General features: G+C 64.4%; 17 protein-coding genes and 1 pseudogene. 6 read left to right on the top strand and 12 right to left on the bottom strand.

Translation table 11 applies throughout. The annotated features are described in order from the left end of the window. Window positions 1–36: 36 nt before the first annotated feature. Window positions 37–438 (bottom strand): GFA family protein, encoded by a 402-nt coding sequence (locus DNK59_RS16215; RefSeq protein ID WP_110723854.1) that lies wholly within the window; start codon window positions 436–438, stop codon window positions 37–39. 288 nt (window positions 439–726) lie between these two features. On the opposite strand from DNK59_RS16215, the gene DNK59_RS16210 reads away from it, so the two are divergent. Further along, window positions 727–1,188 (top strand): isoprenylcysteine carboxylmethyltransferase family protein, encoded by a 462-nt coding sequence (locus DNK59_RS16210; protein WP_110723853.1) that lies wholly within the window; start codon window positions 727–729, stop codon window positions 1,186–1,188. 127 nt (window positions 1,189–1,315) lie between these two features. Next, entirely contained in the window at window positions 1,316–1,555 is a 240-nt protein-coding gene (locus DNK59_RS16205; protein ID WP_177431257.1) for a hypothetical protein, read from the top strand. A gap of 38 nt (window positions 1,556–1,593) precedes the next feature. On the opposite strand, the gene DNK59_RS16200 is transcribed toward DNK59_RS16205, so the two are convergent. Further along, window positions 1,594–2,763, bottom strand: coding sequence for a hypothetical protein (locus DNK59_RS16200; protein ID WP_110723851.1), 1,170 nt, complete (start codon window positions 2,761–2,763; stop codon window positions 1,594–1,596). A gap of 110 nt (window positions 2,764–2,873) precedes the next feature. Then, window positions 2,874–3,287, bottom strand: coding sequence for a hypothetical protein (locus DNK59_RS16195; RefSeq protein ID WP_371920295.1), 414 nt, complete (start codon window positions 3,285–3,287; stop codon window positions 2,874–2,876). 210 nt (window positions 3,288–3,497) lie between these two features. Between DNK59_RS16195 and DNK59_RS16190 the strand changes: the two genes are divergently transcribed. Beyond that, window positions 3,498–4,019 carry a DUF1993 family protein gene (locus DNK59_RS16190; RefSeq protein WP_110723850.1) on the top strand — a complete coding sequence of 174 codons (522 nt, stop codon included), beginning with the start codon at window positions 3,498–3,500 and terminating at the stop codon, window positions 4,017–4,019. Between the two features lie 22 nt (window positions 4,020–4,041). Here DNK59_RS16190 and DNK59_RS16185 read toward each other — a convergent pair whose 3' ends face one another. Further along, window positions 4,042–4,662 carry a TetR/AcrR family transcriptional regulator gene (locus DNK59_RS16185; protein WP_110723982.1) on the bottom strand — a complete coding sequence of 207 codons (621 nt, stop codon included), beginning with the start codon at window positions 4,660–4,662 and terminating at the stop codon, window positions 4,042–4,044. A gap of 93 nt (window positions 4,663–4,755) precedes the next feature. Here DNK59_RS16185 and DNK59_RS16180 point away from each other — a divergent pair, with 93 nt between their 5' ends. Beyond that, on the top strand, window positions 4,756–5,103 hold the full coding sequence (locus tag DNK59_RS16180; protein ID WP_256596414.1) for a darcynin family protein: 348 nt from the start codon (window positions 4,756–4,758) through the stop codon (window positions 5,101–5,103). Between the two features lie 87 nt (window positions 5,104–5,190). Here the strand turns inward: DNK59_RS16180 and yfcF are convergent, their stop codons facing one another. After that, a complete protein-coding gene (yfcF, locus tag DNK59_RS16175; protein WP_110723849.1) occupies window positions 5,191–5,823 on the bottom strand; it encodes a glutathione transferase in 633 nt (210 codons plus the stop codon). Window positions 5,824–6,145: 322 nt separating this feature from the next. On the opposite strand from yfcF, the gene DNK59_RS16170 reads away from it, so the two are divergent. After that, the gene (locus tag DNK59_RS16170; protein ID WP_110723848.1) at window positions 6,146–6,475 is read left to right on the top strand and encodes a hypothetical protein; all 330 of its coding nucleotides are present in this window, start codon (window positions 6,146–6,148) and stop codon (window positions 6,473–6,475) included. A 344-nt stretch (window positions 6,476–6,819) separates the two neighbouring features. Here the strand turns inward: DNK59_RS16170 and DNK59_RS16165 are convergent, their stop codons facing one another. Then, window positions 6,820–7,716 carry a DMT family transporter gene (locus DNK59_RS16165; RefSeq protein WP_110723847.1) on the bottom strand — a complete coding sequence of 299 codons (897 nt, stop codon included), beginning with the start codon at window positions 7,714–7,716 and terminating at the stop codon, window positions 6,820–6,822. Window positions 7,717–7,824: 108 nt separating this feature from the next. Here DNK59_RS16165 and DNK59_RS16160 point away from each other — a divergent pair, with 108 nt between their 5' ends. After that, a complete protein-coding gene (locus tag DNK59_RS16160) occupies window positions 7,825–9,159 on the top strand; it encodes a PLP-dependent aminotransferase family protein (RefSeq protein ID WP_110723846.1) in 1,335 nt (444 codons plus the stop codon). Between the two features lie 66 nt (window positions 9,160–9,225). Here the strand turns inward: DNK59_RS16160 and DNK59_RS32510 are convergent, their stop codons facing one another. The 6 genes and pseudogenes from DNK59_RS32510 to DNK59_RS16135 all read right to left on the bottom strand — a co-directional run bounded on the left by DNK59_RS32510 (window position 9,226) and on the right by DNK59_RS16135 (window position 13,785). Beyond that, window positions 9,226–10,089, bottom strand: a complete 864-nt coding sequence (locus DNK59_RS32510; RefSeq protein ID WP_371920294.1) for a methyl-accepting chemotaxis protein — start codon at window positions 10,087–10,089, stop codon at window positions 9,226–9,228. Then, window positions 10,084–10,839, bottom strand: a pseudogene (locus DNK59_RS32505) (MCP four helix bundle domain-containing protein); the annotation flags it as partial. The gene DNK59_RS32510 and the pseudogene DNK59_RS32505, both read right to left, overlap by 6 nt. Before the next feature lie 262 nt (window positions 10,840–11,101). Then, window positions 11,102–11,983 (bottom strand): alpha/beta fold hydrolase, encoded by an 882-nt coding sequence (locus tag DNK59_RS16150; protein WP_110723844.1) that lies wholly within the window; start codon window positions 11,981–11,983, stop codon window positions 11,102–11,104. Between the two features lie 87 nt (window positions 11,984–12,070). Then, on the bottom strand, window positions 12,071–12,592 hold the full coding sequence (locus tag DNK59_RS16145) for an alpha-ketoglutarate-dependent dioxygenase AlkB (RefSeq protein ID WP_092315702.1): 522 nt from the start codon (window positions 12,590–12,592) through the stop codon (window positions 12,071–12,073). Between the two features lie 43 nt (window positions 12,593–12,635). Beyond that, window positions 12,636–12,953 (bottom strand): hypothetical protein, encoded by a 318-nt coding sequence (locus tag DNK59_RS16140; RefSeq protein ID WP_110723843.1) that lies wholly within the window; start codon window positions 12,951–12,953, stop codon window positions 12,636–12,638. 106 nt (window positions 12,954–13,059) lie between these two features. Beyond that, entirely contained in the window at window positions 13,060–13,785 is a 726-nt protein-coding gene (locus DNK59_RS16135) for a murein L,D-transpeptidase catalytic domain family protein (protein WP_110723842.1), read from the bottom strand. Window positions 13,786–13,801 lie beyond the last annotated feature (16 nt).

The raw sequence follows: 13,801 nt of genomic DNA, 5'->3' as shown, positions 1-13,801 counted from the left end.
TCGATCCTTCATCTAGTGGCGCTGCTGCGCCCGGGGTCAGGGCAGCTGCGGATAGTGATCGGTGATGGCATGCCAGCTGGCCTTCATGGCCACGCAGTGGTGCTTCTGCTTGGGGGCCGTGAATGGCGTATCCAGGGTGGCGATGGCGATTGAAATCCACTCGGCGTATTCGCCCCGGGCATCTCGCCAGAACAGCGATGAGCCACAGTGGCAGCAGAACTGGCGCCATACGCCGGGGGAGGACTCATAGCCCTTGAGGGCTGTGTCGGGGTCGCTGAGGTGCAGATTCGCGCGCGGCGTGCTGGCGTAGGAGGCAAAGGCTGCACCGTGGCCCTTCTGGCATTTGTGGCAATGGCAGTGGGTGACGGCTTTCAGCGCGCCGGACACTTGATAAGTCACCGCGCCGCACAGGCAGCTGCCTTGATACCGGTTTTGCATGGTCAGGGTTTCCGAAGTGTCGGGTCAGCGTTGCCGCAAGTGGGCGAACCCTTTATAAATCGCCGGCGGCTTATCGCGGCCGCGGTCCTGGGGGCTGCCCGCAAGGAGCGACATAGTGAGTCAATCGCCTTGCTCTCTCAACACTTGTGTTCGCGGTTTTTCGCGCATGCAGGGCCCCATGGGCAGGGCGACGCCGCCCTGCGCGCAGCGCCGGCACCGAACGGCAGGAAAGGGCCGGGCAACCTGTAACGCGCCCTGGCCAACGGCCGGGCAGAGGAGAAACGCATCATGCAGGCATTGGAAAACCGCATTCCGCCACCGCTGGTCGCGGTGCTGTTCGGGGTCTTGATGGGACTGTTTTCGCGCTGGTTGCCGGGCCTGGATCCGGACCTGCACACGCGCCTGCTGCTGGCCTTGCCGCTGCTGCTGGCCGGGCTGCTGTTTGTCCTGGCCGGGGGGCTATCCTTTCGCCGGGCCAGGACCACGGTCAACCCGCTCAAACCCGCCAGCGCCTCGGCCCTGGTGACGTCGGGCATCTACCGCTACACCCGCAACCCGATGTACGTCGGCTTTGCCCTGTGGTTGCTGGCCTGGGGGCTATACCTGGCCTCGCCCCTGGTGCTGCTGGGCGTCCTGGGGTTTGTCCTGTACATGAACCGCTTTCAGATCAGCCCCGAAGAACGGGCGCTCGGGCAGCTGTTTGGCGCTGATTTTGCGGACTATCGACAGCGGGTGCGGCGCTGGCTGTAGGCCTCTGCCGGGACCGAACGGCGTTGGCGACTTTCTTCCTCGCCAATTCCTCGGTGTTTTCAGGCTTGGGGTTGATCCTGTGCTCGATCTTCAAGGTCAACGGGCAACTCACTCAAGGGCATACATCATGAACCAGCAAAACCGCGACAACCGCGCCAATCAACTGAATCCTAACAACCCTGCCTACTGGAGCTCACGGGAGGGCGGCAGTGCGGTTAAGGGCAGTGGGAAACGCCCCCGGGATGCCCGAGGGGATATCCAGAACTCCAACAAGGGCACGCCAGGTACCAACCCCATCTATGACAAAGGCCAGGGTAATCGTGGCAAGCAGCTGAATCCGAATCAGTCACCGTCAAAACCTCAATGACCAAGGCTTTGGGGCCGGAGTTCTGCCGGCCCTAATCTTCAGGGCAGGGGATGCCCCAGAACCATGAGCGCTTTGCGGTACTCCTGTGGATAGGTGGAGAACACTTCGCCGATCAGTTGCGCAGGCAGCCCCAGCCTGAGCATCTCTTTCTGCAGAAAACGTATTGTTTCGGCGAAATGCAGCATTTGCCGTAGCGCATCGACTTCACGACCTCCCTGGCTATCGGCTATGCCTTGCAATGCGGCAGTCCTCATCGCGACTGCCTCGGCCAGTGAGCGCACGCTGGTGAGGGAAGGCCGGCCTTTGCCGCCGTTGATCCAATCCCGCAGCAGGCGCTGTTTGGAGGTGATGTCCCGGACTTTGCCCTGTTGGTACTCATGCTGGGCCCAGAGTTCGCCAAGGGCGGCCGTGTCAGAACATCCCGCTAGCCGGACGAAATGTTCAATGCACTCGCCGAGGGGGTTGCTCCACTCCGATGGGTCAGATGTCAGCCTTGGCAGCCAGCGTATCAGTGGCTGGGAGTCCTCCACGCTGCCTTGCTGCATCAGAGCTTCGTTCAACACCACGGCATCGGCGGTCAGCCAGGCGGCAAAACGCAGCAATGTGGCGACGCTATCCGCCAGTCTCGTATGCACAAAGTCGGCATGGCTGGTCAGCGCGTGATCATCGAGTTTGCTTGCCAGCAATGCCTCGAGCCGCGCCCTTGAACTGGGCGTGCCCAGATCTTCGGCCAAGGTGGACGCGGCCAGCACTGCCAGTTTTGCCGCGCCGCTTGGGGCGCAAGGCAGCAGCTTGCACGCCAGGTGCCACTCTGTCTCGAGCTTGTCTTTCCAATAGTCCACACAGGGCTTGCTGTTGAAGAGCGGGCTACCGATCAAGCCCAACCATTCTGCGTAGGGTCGCCATAGCGCATCCTTGTGCCGAATCTCTTGCTGCAGCTGTGTCAGCGCCGGACGGCTTTGCAGCATCTTTTCCAGCTTGAGCTTCTGGGTCGGACGCATGTCCCTTGTGAGCTGACAGCCAGTAAACCATTTGCTGAAGGTTTTCCAGGTCAGCCAGCCAGGCCGATGCGCCTGTTCATACAGATTCCGTTGCAAGGTCGGCGTGTGGAGCAGGTCGAGGACCGTGGCCAGGGGCAGGAAGTACAGACAGCCCTGATAGACGGGAATCAGGGCCTCTTGATCGGTGACTGGCAGGTGGGAATCCAATACTCGCTCCTGATGACGCTGGGCTGTGCTATCAGTGCATCATCTTGCGCCGCTTTGCACGGCGGGGCGGCCCGACACGGTGCTGGCCGGGCCATCGGCGCTGGCCGGTATCAGGCGGCCACTTGCGCCTGAATCTGCAACTGGCCATCCACCTCCTGGACCAGGCCGCTGGCGACGAACAAGGGTAGCAGCCGTTTGTGCAGCTCGGGTTCGACAAACTCTTTCACCGTCGCCAGGTCGAGGTCGCCGCTGCCGGGCAGTTCGGCCTTGGTGAAGGACAGCCAGGCTTTCTTCAGGGCCAGCAGCACGTCGCTGCCGGCGGTGGTGGCGAAGCGGCGGTTGGCTACCTTGCCGGCAAAGTTGAAGCTGTGCGAGTGCTCGTAGCCGGTTTCGTCTCCCTGGCTGGCGACGCAGCGGCCACAGGTGCAAGGGCCGTCGGCGAAGGCGGCGCGCAGGTAGCTGTTGAAGTCGACGATGGGCTTGAGGGCCAGGCGCTTGTCGACTTCGAACAGGTCACCGGTCATTTTTGCTTCACTGCTCAAGGTCAGGTTCCTCAGGGTCGGGCGGTGTATTTCCAAGGGGCGCACCATACCAGCCGGATCGGTCGAGGGGTACTTTTCCGGCGTTGCCCGGTGCTTGGCCAGGCACGCCCTCTGCTAGGATCCATCAGGTTCTGTGGCGGGCCGACAAGCCCTGATCAATCACTGTGCCTGTACCTCATCGAAGGATGACTCATGTCCATCTACGCCATCACCGTGCCCTGTTTCACCCAGATGCTGCTGGCCCTTGGCGGCTTTCTACGCAAGGGCGAGGAGCGTGCCCGGGAGCAGGGGTTCGACCCTCAGGTTCTGCTGCAGTCGAGGCTGGCGCCGGACATGCATGATCTGGCGGCCCAGGTGCGTTTTACCTGCACCCAGGCCCGGGAAGCGCTGCAGCGCCTTGGCGGGCAGCCGCTGAGCGTGCTGCAGGCGCCGGTCAGCATGGTCGAGGCCCTGGCACTGATCGACGATACTCTGGCGTTCCTGGCGGCCGCGGATCGCGAGGTGATTGATCGCAGTGGCCCGCGAGCCATTGCCATCGAGCTGCGCGACGGTATCGCCTTCGACATGAACGGCGAAGAGTTCGTCCGCAACTGGGCGATACCGCAGTTCTATTTCCATCTGGTCACGGCCTACAACATTCTGCGGCATAACGGCGTGCCCCTGGGCAAGGCCGATTATGCCCAGCATATGTTTGCCTATTTGCGTCAGCCGTAATGAGCGTCGCCGCGCTGGCCGATCATTCTCCGGCGATCGTCAGGTAGCCGCGGATGGCGCGCATGACCCGGCGCTCCAGGTCCAGGGCGTCGGTTTCGCCTCGCTCACCCGCGGCATCGATCATGCCGTGGGTCAGGGCGAACAGGTCATGGGCCACGGTGGTCACGTCATCGAGCACCCATGGCGCATCGGCCAATTGCAGGGCCTCGACCAGGGTTTGATGAATGACCTGGGCCACTCGCTGATGGCGTTCCTGCAACGGCAGCCGTCGTTCCTCGAAATCGATGACCCGGGCCAGTTCCGGCCGGCGCAACTGGTGGGTCACCGCGGCCTGGACCATGGCGCGGATGCGCTCCAGGGCGTCGGTGAGATTGCTAGCCGCCTGGATGTCGTGCAGCAGTTGCGCCGTCTCTCGTTCGATCAGGGCCACGGTCAGGGCATCACGATTGGGAAAGTACTGATACAGCGACCCGATGCTGACCCCCGCCCGCTGCGCCACGGCATTGGTGGAGCAGGCGGTGAGCCCCTGGGTTTCCAGAATGCGAGCAGCGGCTTCCAGAATAGCCTCGACGGTGTGGGCCGAACGGCGCTGGCTCGGGGTTTTACGCGGGTTCAAGGGGGGCGTGGCAGGGTGTTTTGACATGGCGCCAATGCGAGTTTGAAAGGTGAGCGATGGCTCGTATTCTGCTTGGGCCAACCCTGTCTCTCAACCCTTTGTTCATCAGGAGTCAACACTATGTCCGTCGCCGTGCTCAGCGTGTTCATGCTGGTCAAGACCACCCCGGAGTGGCTGGGATTCTCCGTCGAGGAGCGCTTTGATCTGATGCGTACCCAGATGGAGCCGATTCTGCAGAAACACTCGGCAGAGGTGTCCATGCGCTTTTTTGATATCGAGTTCTATTCGGCTCGGGTCACCGATCTTTGGTGGTGGGAGGCCAGCAGCCATCACGCTTATGAGTTGTTGGTGGAAGAACTGCGAGAAACGCCGTTCTGGGATCGCTACTTCAAGGTCGTGGAAATTCTCCCCGGAGTGGAGAATGCCTATGCCAAGAACTATGGCCAGCGGCCATTGCTGGCCTCCTGAGGCGCCTGTTCCGTCGTTGCACCCTCCCGGTTGGCCGGGAGGGTTTTTGCCGTTTGCCCGGTTGCCAGCACCTTCGGCCGTTGGCTGCTACAGCGCCGGACGTGGCAGGTGCAGCCATTCCTGCACCGCCGGGTGCTGCCATTGGTGCCGGGCATAGTCCACCAGGCGCGTCGGCACCGGGTCGCCATTGAGAATCAGCCGGTTGAGCATCAGCGCCAGATCGACATCGGCGATGGACCATTGTTCGAACAGATACTGACCGCCATCCGCCAGCAGCTCCTGGGCCGCCGCGATCAGCTGGTTCGCCGCTGCTGCGGCGGCCGGCGACAGCGGTCCGCCGCGGTGGCCATAGAACACCACCAGAGTCGAGCGCTCCTGGCGGATGGGCAGCAGGTCGCTGCGCAACCAGGCCTGGACCTGGCGGGCTCTGGCGCGTTGTCGCGGGGTGTGGGGATAGACCGGGTTTTGCGGGAACAGCTGCTCCAGGTATTCAGCGATGGCCGAGGATTCGGACAGGGCAAAGCCTTCATGCACCAGGGTCGGCACTCGCTGCGTCAGGGACAGTCGGGCGTAGTCCGCTGTGCGGTTCTGGGCCGTCTCCAGGTCGATCGGCAGCAGTTCGAAGTCGATGCCCTTTTCCCGCAGCGCCACGAACACGGACAGGGCATAGGGGCTGGTGAACTGGGCATCGACGTACAAGCGCGGGCGGGCGTTGGTCACGGTGGGATCTCCAATGGGGAAGGGGACACGCTAAGAGATCCCGGGCGATAAAGAAAATGCACGATTTTTATCCGTGCATTCCTTTCTGGAATACTGAGCCGGCCAAGCACCCCTCAGGGAGCACAAGGTGCCCTTGTTCCAAAACCCGCGCCTGATCAGGCGTCCCCTGACCCGGGACGATTGACCTGAGGTGCGCCTGTACCGCATGACGGGCCAGCAGTGGCAGGCACTTTGCCTTGATCGATAAGGCAATCTGCTGGCCCCGCACTGGCTGATGTATCGGCAAAATCACTTTATTTTCAGGTGGTTAGGTGACCGATAAATGCGCCATGTGTTGATTACGCTGACTTCGTGCGCCCTGTTGGGCGGTGCCGGGATGACCCAGGCCAAGGAGCTGCAGGCCAATGATCGCTATGTCTGCAGTTGGGGCGCGGGAACGGCCGCCAGGGCCCAGGAGCTGAAATTGTCCGGGGTGTCGCTGTACGCGGCGCGGCAGAAGATCCAGACCTACAAGTTCAGCAAGGGCTGGATGCGCATGATGGCCCTGGGGATCACCGAGCAGACCTACGACAGTGCCTCGCGGATCAGGCCCGAGGCCCTGCGCAAAAGCTTCTACGAGGACTGCGTGCGCTACAAGCTGGCTCGGCGCTAGGGGCATGCAAACGCTCAGGGATGGGCGAGCGAGCCCCGGCGGATCCTTCTGATCCGTATTTTTCTTGCGTATCTGCGTCTGTTATCAGAACAGCCAAGGTTTGAAAATGGCGCGCCCGCCCGGCCTCCCGGCTGGAAACCGGGCCCGCTGCACCGCATACCTACTGTTCAGGAGGCCTGATGACTAAGATGGCGTTTTTCTTGTTTGGATTTTTAGCCTTGACCATCGCGATCGGTGCGCTTGCCACTATCTCTCCGACCTAGACCCCAAGCCGTTTGCAGCACCCGTCGCCAGGTAAGGCGCAAGCAGTGGCAGGTCTCTTGAGCCTGCCACTGTCGTTTCTGTCACCGGGCCCAACGCTTGGCCCCGGCCACGCAGAGAATCACCGCCAGAGTGACCCCGAGCATGCCCAGGCTGACCTGTTCGTGCAGCAGGCCGGCGGCCAGGGCCAGACCAAAAAACGGCTGCAGCAATTGCAGTTGGCCGACCGCGGCGATCCCGCCCTGAGCCAGGCCGCGATACCAGAAGACGAACCCGATCAGCATGCTGAACAGCGAGACGTAGCCCAGGCTGAACCAGGCCGGCAGGCTGATGCCGCTGAAGTCGGGCGGGGCGCTGAACAGGGTCAGTGCGGCCATGATCGGCAACGACAGCACCAGGGCCCAGCAGATCACCTGCCAGCCACCCAGGGTCCGCGACAGCTTGGCGCCTTCGGCATAACCCAGGCCGCAGACCAGCACCGCCAGGAGCATCAGCGCATCACCACGTGGCGAGGCCGTGAGGCCCTGGGACAGCGCGTAGCCCACCACCAACAGGCTGCCCAGCAGTGAAAACAGCCAGAACACCGGGCGCGGTCGCTCGCCGCCACGCAACACGCCAAACACCGCGGTGGCCAGAGGCAGCAGGCCAAGAAACACGATGGAGTGGGCCGAGGTCACGTATTGCAGGGCCAGGGCGGTCAGCAGCGGAAAGCCCAGGACCACCCCCAGGGCGACGACACCCAGGGGCAGCAGTTGTGCCGGGTTCGGGCGCCTTTCCTTGAACAGCAGCAGGAGGCACAGGGCCAGAAGCCCGGCGAGGCTGGCCCGGAGCACAGTGAGGAACAATGGCTCGAACTCCAGCACCGCGACCCGGGTGGCCGGCAGCGAGCCGCTGAAGATCAGCACCCCGATAAAGCCGTTGAGCCAGCCGCTGGCGGAGGATTCCAGGGCGGGTGATTGCAGGTTCGATGTTCGTGTCATTGAGGGAGTGCTCAAGAGTTCAGGGGCCGCCATGGCGGGGCTTGTGTTGCAGGCATCCTAGGATTGAAGATCAGCACAATCAAAAAATTGTCATGGATACAACGCCCTATGGCCCGTGCTCGCTACAAGCAACTGGTGGACGCCTTTGCCGCCGACATCCGCGCCGGGGTGCTGGCCCCGGGCACTCGCCTGCCCACCCATCGCCAACTGGCGGCGCGGGAGGGGCTGGCGCTGGTCACCGCGTCCCGGGTCTATGCCGAGCTGGAAGCCATGGGCCTGGTCAGCGGCGAAGCCGGACGCGGCACCTATGTTCGGGAAACCGCCCTGCCTCCCGGGCAGGGGGTGGATCAGCCGGCCACCACCGCGGGCACGCTGGACCTCAATTTCAACTACCCGGCGCTGCCCGGACAGGCTGAGCTGCTGCGCAGCGCCTTGCGCCAGCTGGCCTTGGCCGGCGATCTGGAAGCCTTGCTGCGCTACCAGCCGCACGCCGGGCGGGCCCATGAACGGGCGACGCTGGCACGCTACCTGGCCGGTTGCGGGCTGGCGGTTGCCGGCGAGCAGGTGTTGATGGTCAGTGGCGCCCAGCACGGCCTGGCGACCACGGTGATGGCACTGCTCAAACCCGGCGATGTGGTGGCGGTGGATGCCTTGACCTACCCCGGGTTCAAGGTGGTGGCCGAGGCCCACGGGCTGGAGCTGGTGGCCATTCCCCTGGGCGATCAGGGGCCGGACCTCGACGCTCTCGAGGCGCTGTGCCGAAGGCGAAGGGTGCGGGCGGTGTACGCCATGCCGACCCTGCACAACCCCATGGGCTGGGTGCTGGACCTGGCCTGGCGCCAGCGGCTGGTGGCGATTGCCCGGGCCCATGGACTGCTGCTCATCGAAGACGCCGCCTACGCCTTCCTGGCGCCGGACCCGCCGCCGCCCCTGGCCGCCCTGGCGCCGGAACTCACGGTTTACGTCTCGGGGTTTTCGAAGAACGTGGCCACCGGCCTGCGGGTTGGATACGTGGTGGCGCCCTTGAAGTGGGTGCCGCCGATCGAGCGCGCGATCCGTGCCACCACCTGGAACACGCCTGGGGTGATGACCGCCCTGGCGTGCGCCTGGATCGAGGATGGCACCGTGGCACGGCTGGAGCAGGAAAAGCGCGAGGATGCCAGGGCCCGCCAGGCCCTGGCTGGTGCGGCCCTGGCCGGGCTGGCCAGTGTCGGCCATCCCCATTCCTACTTCCTCTGGCTGCCGTTGCCCGAGGAAGTGCGGGCCGATCAGGTGGCCATGGCCCTGTTGCGCGAGCAGATCTCGGTGTCCACCGCCGAGCCCTTTGTCGGCGCCGGGCCGGTGCCTCACGCCATTCGCCTGGCGCTGGGTTCGGTGGACATGGCCGATCTGGGCGTGGCCCTGGCCAAGGTCCGGCAAGTGATTAAGCGTTACGCGTTCTGAAGCGGCAAGCAGCAAGCAGCAAGCGGCAAGCGGCAAGTTTGAAGCTTGAAGCTTGCCGCTGCTGGCTTACAGCTTGAACTGACTCACCAGGGCGTTCAGGTCCACTGCCAGGCGCGACAGTTCCTGGCTGGCGGCATTGCTCTGGTTGGCCCCGGCCGAGGTCTGGGTCGAGAGGTCGCGGATATTGACCAGGTTACGGTCCACTTCCCGGGCCACCTGGGCCTGCTCTTCGCTGGCGCTGGCGATCACCAGGTTGCGTTCGTTGATCATGGTGATGGCCTGGGTGATCTGGTCCAGGGCCAGCCCCGAAGCGCGTGCTGCCTCCAGGGTCAGGTGCGCCCGCTCGTTGCTGTTGCGCATGGCGCTGACCGCGCCCTCGGTGCCTTCCTCGATGGTGTTGATCATGCTTTCGATCTCCTGGGTCGACTGCTGGGTGCGATGGGCCAGGGCCCGCACTTCGTCGGCGACCACGGCAAAGCCGCGTCCGGCGTCCCCGGCCCGGGCGGCTTCGATGGCGGCATTGAGGGCCAGCAGGTTGGTCTGCTCGGCAATCGAGCGGATCACTTCCAGCACCTGACCGATATTGCGCACGTCCGCCGCCAGGTGCTCGACCTGTTCACAGGTCTGGGTCACGTCCGTCGCCAGTTGGCCGATGGAGTCCACGGTGTGCTGCACCTGCTCGCGGCCGTGATGGGCGGTGCGGTCGGTTTCCTGGGAGGCTTGCGAGGTGCTCACGGCGTTGCGCGCCACTTCCTCCACGGCCGCGGTCATTTCGTTGACGGCGGTGGCGGCCTGTTCCACTTCATTGCTCTGCTGGTGCAGGGTCTGGCTGGAGTGCTCGGTGACCGCGTGCAGTTCTTCGGCGGCCGAGGCCAGTTGGTTGGAGGAGTCGGCAATCCGCTGCAGGGTGCCGCGCAGGCTCGCCTGCATGGTCTGCAGGGCTTGCAGCAGGCGCGCCGGTTCGTCCTTGCCGCTGAGCGTGATGCTCTGGCCGAGGTCACCGTTGGCGATGGTTTCCGCCACGGCCACGGCCTGGCCCAGGGGGCGCACGATGCTGCGGGTCAGCAGCAGGGCCAGGGCGATGGTCAGGGTCACCACCACCAGCATGATCAGCGCGACCGTGCTGATCGCACCCTGGAACACCTCGTTGCTGTGTTCGGCCGCGGCGACGCCACCGCGGGTGTTGGTGTCGATGATCTTCAGCAGCTCCTTGAGCATGGTGTCGGCGTTGGCCAGGTACGGGCCGGCGTCGACGATATCGATGGCGGCTTGCTTCTGCCCCTGGCGCACCAGTTCCACCACTTGATGCTGATCCTTGCTGTAGGCCGCCTTGGCGCTGAGAAAGCCTTCATAGGCTGTGCGCTCCTCGGCTTCGGTGATCAGTTTTTCGTAGACGCCTTGCTGGTGGGCGAGTTGCTCGTCGAGCTCGCCGACGCGCTTGAGCAGCGCCTGTACATCGTTACTGTCACGCACTACCAGCATGCGCAGGGTGATGGTGCGGATCTGGGTGCTGGTCAGGGCCAGGGCGTTGGCGGCAACGATGGATGGCTGCCAGTTCTGGTCGACCTCAAGGGATTGCTGGTTCATGCGCTGCATTTCCAGCAATGAGAAGCCCCCCAGGCCCAGTGCCAGCAGGGCGATCAGGGCGAAGCTCAACCCTGCACGGCGGGAAATGTTCATCGTTCTCAAGAGCATGACTGTGTTCCTTGTGGCGGCAAAAAGTACAACCGGCGACAGGCATCGCGGTTTGCATCAATGCGGCGCGCGCTGGAGCAGGCTCCATGGCGCCGTCGGTCTTTTGCACACAAGGCGGGGGGTGGCAGGCGCGTCTGGGCGGCGCCTTGTCCAGGGGTTCCGGGGTGATCGGGATGCACGGCCCGGTCTGGGAAACCGGGCAATGATATCACGGTGACATCTATTCTGGGGGCCTGCGGCGGGGTTTTCAGCGGCCTTCGGGGTGCACAAACCCCAGGATGGCCCGCGCGCTGGCTGCCGGGTCGACTTGCATGAAGCAGTGCTGACCCTCGATCACCTGGGTGCTCAGGTGACGATTGAGGGCTGCCCAGCGTTTCACCGAACGGGCCACGTAGGGGTAGCTGTCGCGGCCGTGTATCACCAGGCTCGGGGTCTGCACCTGACGCAGGGAGCGCCACAGGTGCCGGGGGAAGCTGCTGAAGATGTCCACCTCGCGTTCGGGAGCACATTTGAGCGCCACGCCCTGGCCGTCGTCCTTCAGCGCGTACTCGACATAGGCGTTCAGGGCGTCTTCGCTCCAGCCCTTGAAGATCCCCCGGTTGACCAGGCTGGCCCTGGCCGCAGCGCGGTCCGGCCAGTGCTGGCGCCGGGCGGCGGCCTTGCGCGCCAGGCTGTGGCGGCGATTGAGACCCAGGGCCGACAGCAGCCTTAGGGAACTGATCATCGACGGGCTGAAGATCACCGGATCCAGCAGCACGGCCTTGCGAAACAGCTGCGGGCGTTCGGCCAGGATCAGGCTGGTGAGCACCCCGCCAAAACTGTGGCCGACGGCGTAGCACGGCACGTTGGCGTAGGCCCCGCGCCCGGCTTCGAACGCCTCGGCGGCCAGTTGCGCGGTGCGGTTCCAGCCGCGGAACGGGCCGCCATGGTCACTGTCGCCATGGCCCTGGACATCGCTGAGCCACAAGTCGAAGGACTCGGCCAGCAGGGCCAGCAGCGGACGATAGGCCATGGAGCAGAAGCCGTTGCCGTGGAGAAAGTGCAGCAAGGGTTTGCCCGAAGGTGCGGAGCGCAGGCCGCGCAGGGTGAAGCCTTCGGGGCAGGCGTAGGACCAGGGAAGCAACTGCATGGGGCCTCTATTCGAGCGGTGATCACAGCGGGGCATTGTCGATGGCGCGGCCCTTGAGTCAAGGGCCGATCCTGATCGAGTCCATCACTACGCGGTCTTGAGCAGGCGAAACGACAGGCTGATGCGTTCGCCCGCATCCGGCGCCTTGGGAATCGCGTGCAGCCAGTGTTTCTGTAGTTCGTCGGACATGTGCAGCAGTGAGCCGCTGGCCAGCGTGTAGTCGAAGGTGGCGCCGCTTTGCTTGTGCCGGAACACCATGGCCCGCGCGTGACCCAGGGAGACGATCACCACCCCGGTGCCTTCCACCAGTTGTTCGTTGGCGTCGGAGTGAAAGCCCATGGAGGACTGCCCGTCGGGGTAGAAGTTGAGCAGGCAATTGTTGGGGCGAAAGCCCAGCCGTTGCTCGATCGGCCCGCACAGCTGTGCCAGGGCCTCGGGCATCGGCACCGCCGGGTAGGTGATCTGCGAGTAGTCATAGGGCGCGCCGAAGCTGGCGGTCTTGCGCGCACGCATGCGCTCGTCCCACTGCACGCCATTCTTGAGATGGTCGAACAGCCGCTGCGGGTCGGCGATGAAGCCGGGGAAAAAATCGATCTCGGGTGGATTCATGAAAGCGCTGCCAGTAGGGGAAGGAGAGGGCGGGGCCCGCTCCTTATCGGTCCGTGATGTGTGCCTGGAGGGTGCCGCCTGCCACCGACTGGATGAAGTGCGCGGCCCTGGCGCCCAGATCCGCCTGAGAAGCGCGGATCAGCAAGACCAGGGGTTCCATGGACAGCGGGTCGATGTCCAGGCGTTGCCCGCTGGAGTCGCGCAGTATCAGGGTCAGCTCGGTCCACTGCTGATCGTCGGGGGTTCTGCTGTCGCCATCGGAGTCCACATTGCAACCGGCGCCCCACAGGTGTTCGGCGACTCGATAGAACGCCGGGCGTGGTCCGGGATGTTGGAGAAGCAGGCTGTGCGCTGAAGGCATGAGGTCCGGCTCGGGCGAGGTGGCGTTCCAGGTCGGCAACGGTATCTTGTTGCCGGCGCTCGGCGCAACCCGGCAGCGGGCTGGCCGCTGCGCTCAGCGCGTTTGCTCAGCCGCCATTGGCACTGAGGATGCTCGCCACCTGGCGCGGCTGGCAGTTGAGGTAGGCCGAGGATTTCAGCCAGCGCTGGTCCGGATACCAGGAGAACATGAACTGGCCATCCTTGAGCTTGTCTATCACCTGGCGCGCCACTTGAGGGCGCACCGCCGGGCAGCCCTGGCTGCGGCCGATGCGGCCCTGGCGCTGGCTCCACAAAGGGTTCACGTAGTCGGCGGCATGGATCACGATGTCGCGGTCCCGGGCCCGGTCGTTGAAACCGGGCTCCAGGCCATCCATGCGCAGCGAGTAGCCGTGGCTGCCTTCGTAGCTTTCCTGGGTGCGGAACAGGCCCAGGCTGGACTGATAGCTGCCCAGGCGGTTGGAGAACTGGGTGGCGAAGTTTTCCCCGGACTTCTGTCCGTGGGCCACCAGGTCGCGCAGCACCAGTTTCTTGCTGCGCAGGTCGAAGATCCACAGGCGGCGCGCGGTGGACGGTTGCGAGTAGTCGATCACCGCCAGGTGCCGGGCCTGGCGGGCGCCGCTGGCGACGGCGCATTGCATGGCGCTGAGGGCGCTTTTCAGGGCCTGGGGATTGAGTTCCGGTGCGGCGTGGGCGAGGCTGGCGTACAGCGCGGGGCTGGCGGCGGGGTGGGGTTTGTTGGCGGCGAAAGAAGGACTGCAAATGGCGCCCAGGGCAATGGCCGCCAGGCAGAATCGGCACAAGAAGGTCAACATGTATAGTGCATCCCCA

Origin of the sequence: Pseudomonas sp. TKO26 (assembly GCF_003225665.1) — a bacterium.
Taxonomy (GTDB): Bacteria; Pseudomonadota; Gammaproteobacteria; order Pseudomonadales; family Pseudomonadaceae; genus Aquipseudomonas; species Aquipseudomonas saponiphila.
The sequence above is the reverse complement of the archived record's forward strand: the minus strand, read 5'-3'. Positions and strand labels throughout refer to the sequence as shown.

Excerpts from the sequence above, each read along its gene's own strand:
- DNK59_RS16215 (WP_110723854.1), bottom strand. The coding sequence starts at position 438 with ATGCAAAACCGGTATCAAGGCAGCTGCCTGTGCGGCGCGGTGACTTAT.
- DNK59_RS16170 (WP_110723848.1), top strand. The coding sequence starts at position 6,146 with ATGCGCCATGTGTTGATTACGCTGACTTCGTGCGCCCTGTTGGGCGGT.
- DNK59_RS16205 (WP_177431257.1), top strand. The coding sequence starts at position 1,316 with ATGAACCAGCAAAACCGCGACAACCGCGCCAATCAACTGAATCCTAAC.
- DNK59_RS16160 (WP_110723846.1), top strand. The coding sequence starts at position 7,825 with ATGGCCCGTGCTCGCTACAAGCAACTGGTGGACGCCTTTGCCGCCGAC.
- DNK59_RS16210 (WP_110723853.1), top strand. The coding sequence starts at position 727 with ATGCAGGCATTGGAAAACCGCATTCCGCCACCGCTGGTCGCGGTGCTG.
- DNK59_RS32510 (WP_371920294.1), bottom strand. The coding sequence starts at position 10,089 with ATGCAGGCGAGCCTGCGCGGCACCCTGCAGCGGATTGCCGACTCCTCC.
- DNK59_RS16165 (WP_110723847.1), bottom strand. The coding sequence starts at position 7,716 with ATGACACGAACATCGAACCTGCAATCACCCGCCCTGGAATCCTCCGCC.
- DNK59_RS16140 (WP_110723843.1), bottom strand. The coding sequence starts at position 12,953 with ATGCCTTCAGCGCACAGCCTGCTTCTCCAACATCCCGGACCACGCCCG.
- DNK59_RS16180 (WP_256596414.1), top strand. The coding sequence starts at position 4,756 with ATGTCCGTCGCCGTGCTCAGCGTGTTCATGCTGGTCAAGACCACCCCG.
- DNK59_RS16135 (WP_110723842.1), bottom strand. The coding sequence starts at position 13,785 with ATGTTGACCTTCTTGTGCCGATTCTGCCTGGCGGCCATTGCCCTGGGC.
- DNK59_RS16145 (WP_092315702.1), bottom strand. The coding sequence starts at position 12,592 with ATGAATCCACCCGAGATCGATTTTTTCCCCGGCTTCATCGCCGACCCG.
- DNK59_RS16195 (WP_371920295.1), bottom strand. The coding sequence starts at position 3,287 with ATGACCGGTGACCTGTTCGAAGTCGACAAGCGCCTGGCCCTCAAGCCC.
- DNK59_RS16190 (WP_110723850.1), top strand. The coding sequence starts at position 3,498 with ATGTCCATCTACGCCATCACCGTGCCCTGTTTCACCCAGATGCTGCTG.
- DNK59_RS16185 (WP_110723982.1), bottom strand. The coding sequence starts at position 4,662 with ATGTCAAAACACCCTGCCACGCCCCCCTTGAACCCGCGTAAAACCCCG.
- DNK59_RS16150 (WP_110723844.1), bottom strand. The coding sequence starts at position 11,983 with ATGCAGTTGCTTCCCTGGTCCTACGCCTGCCCCGAAGGCTTCACCCTG.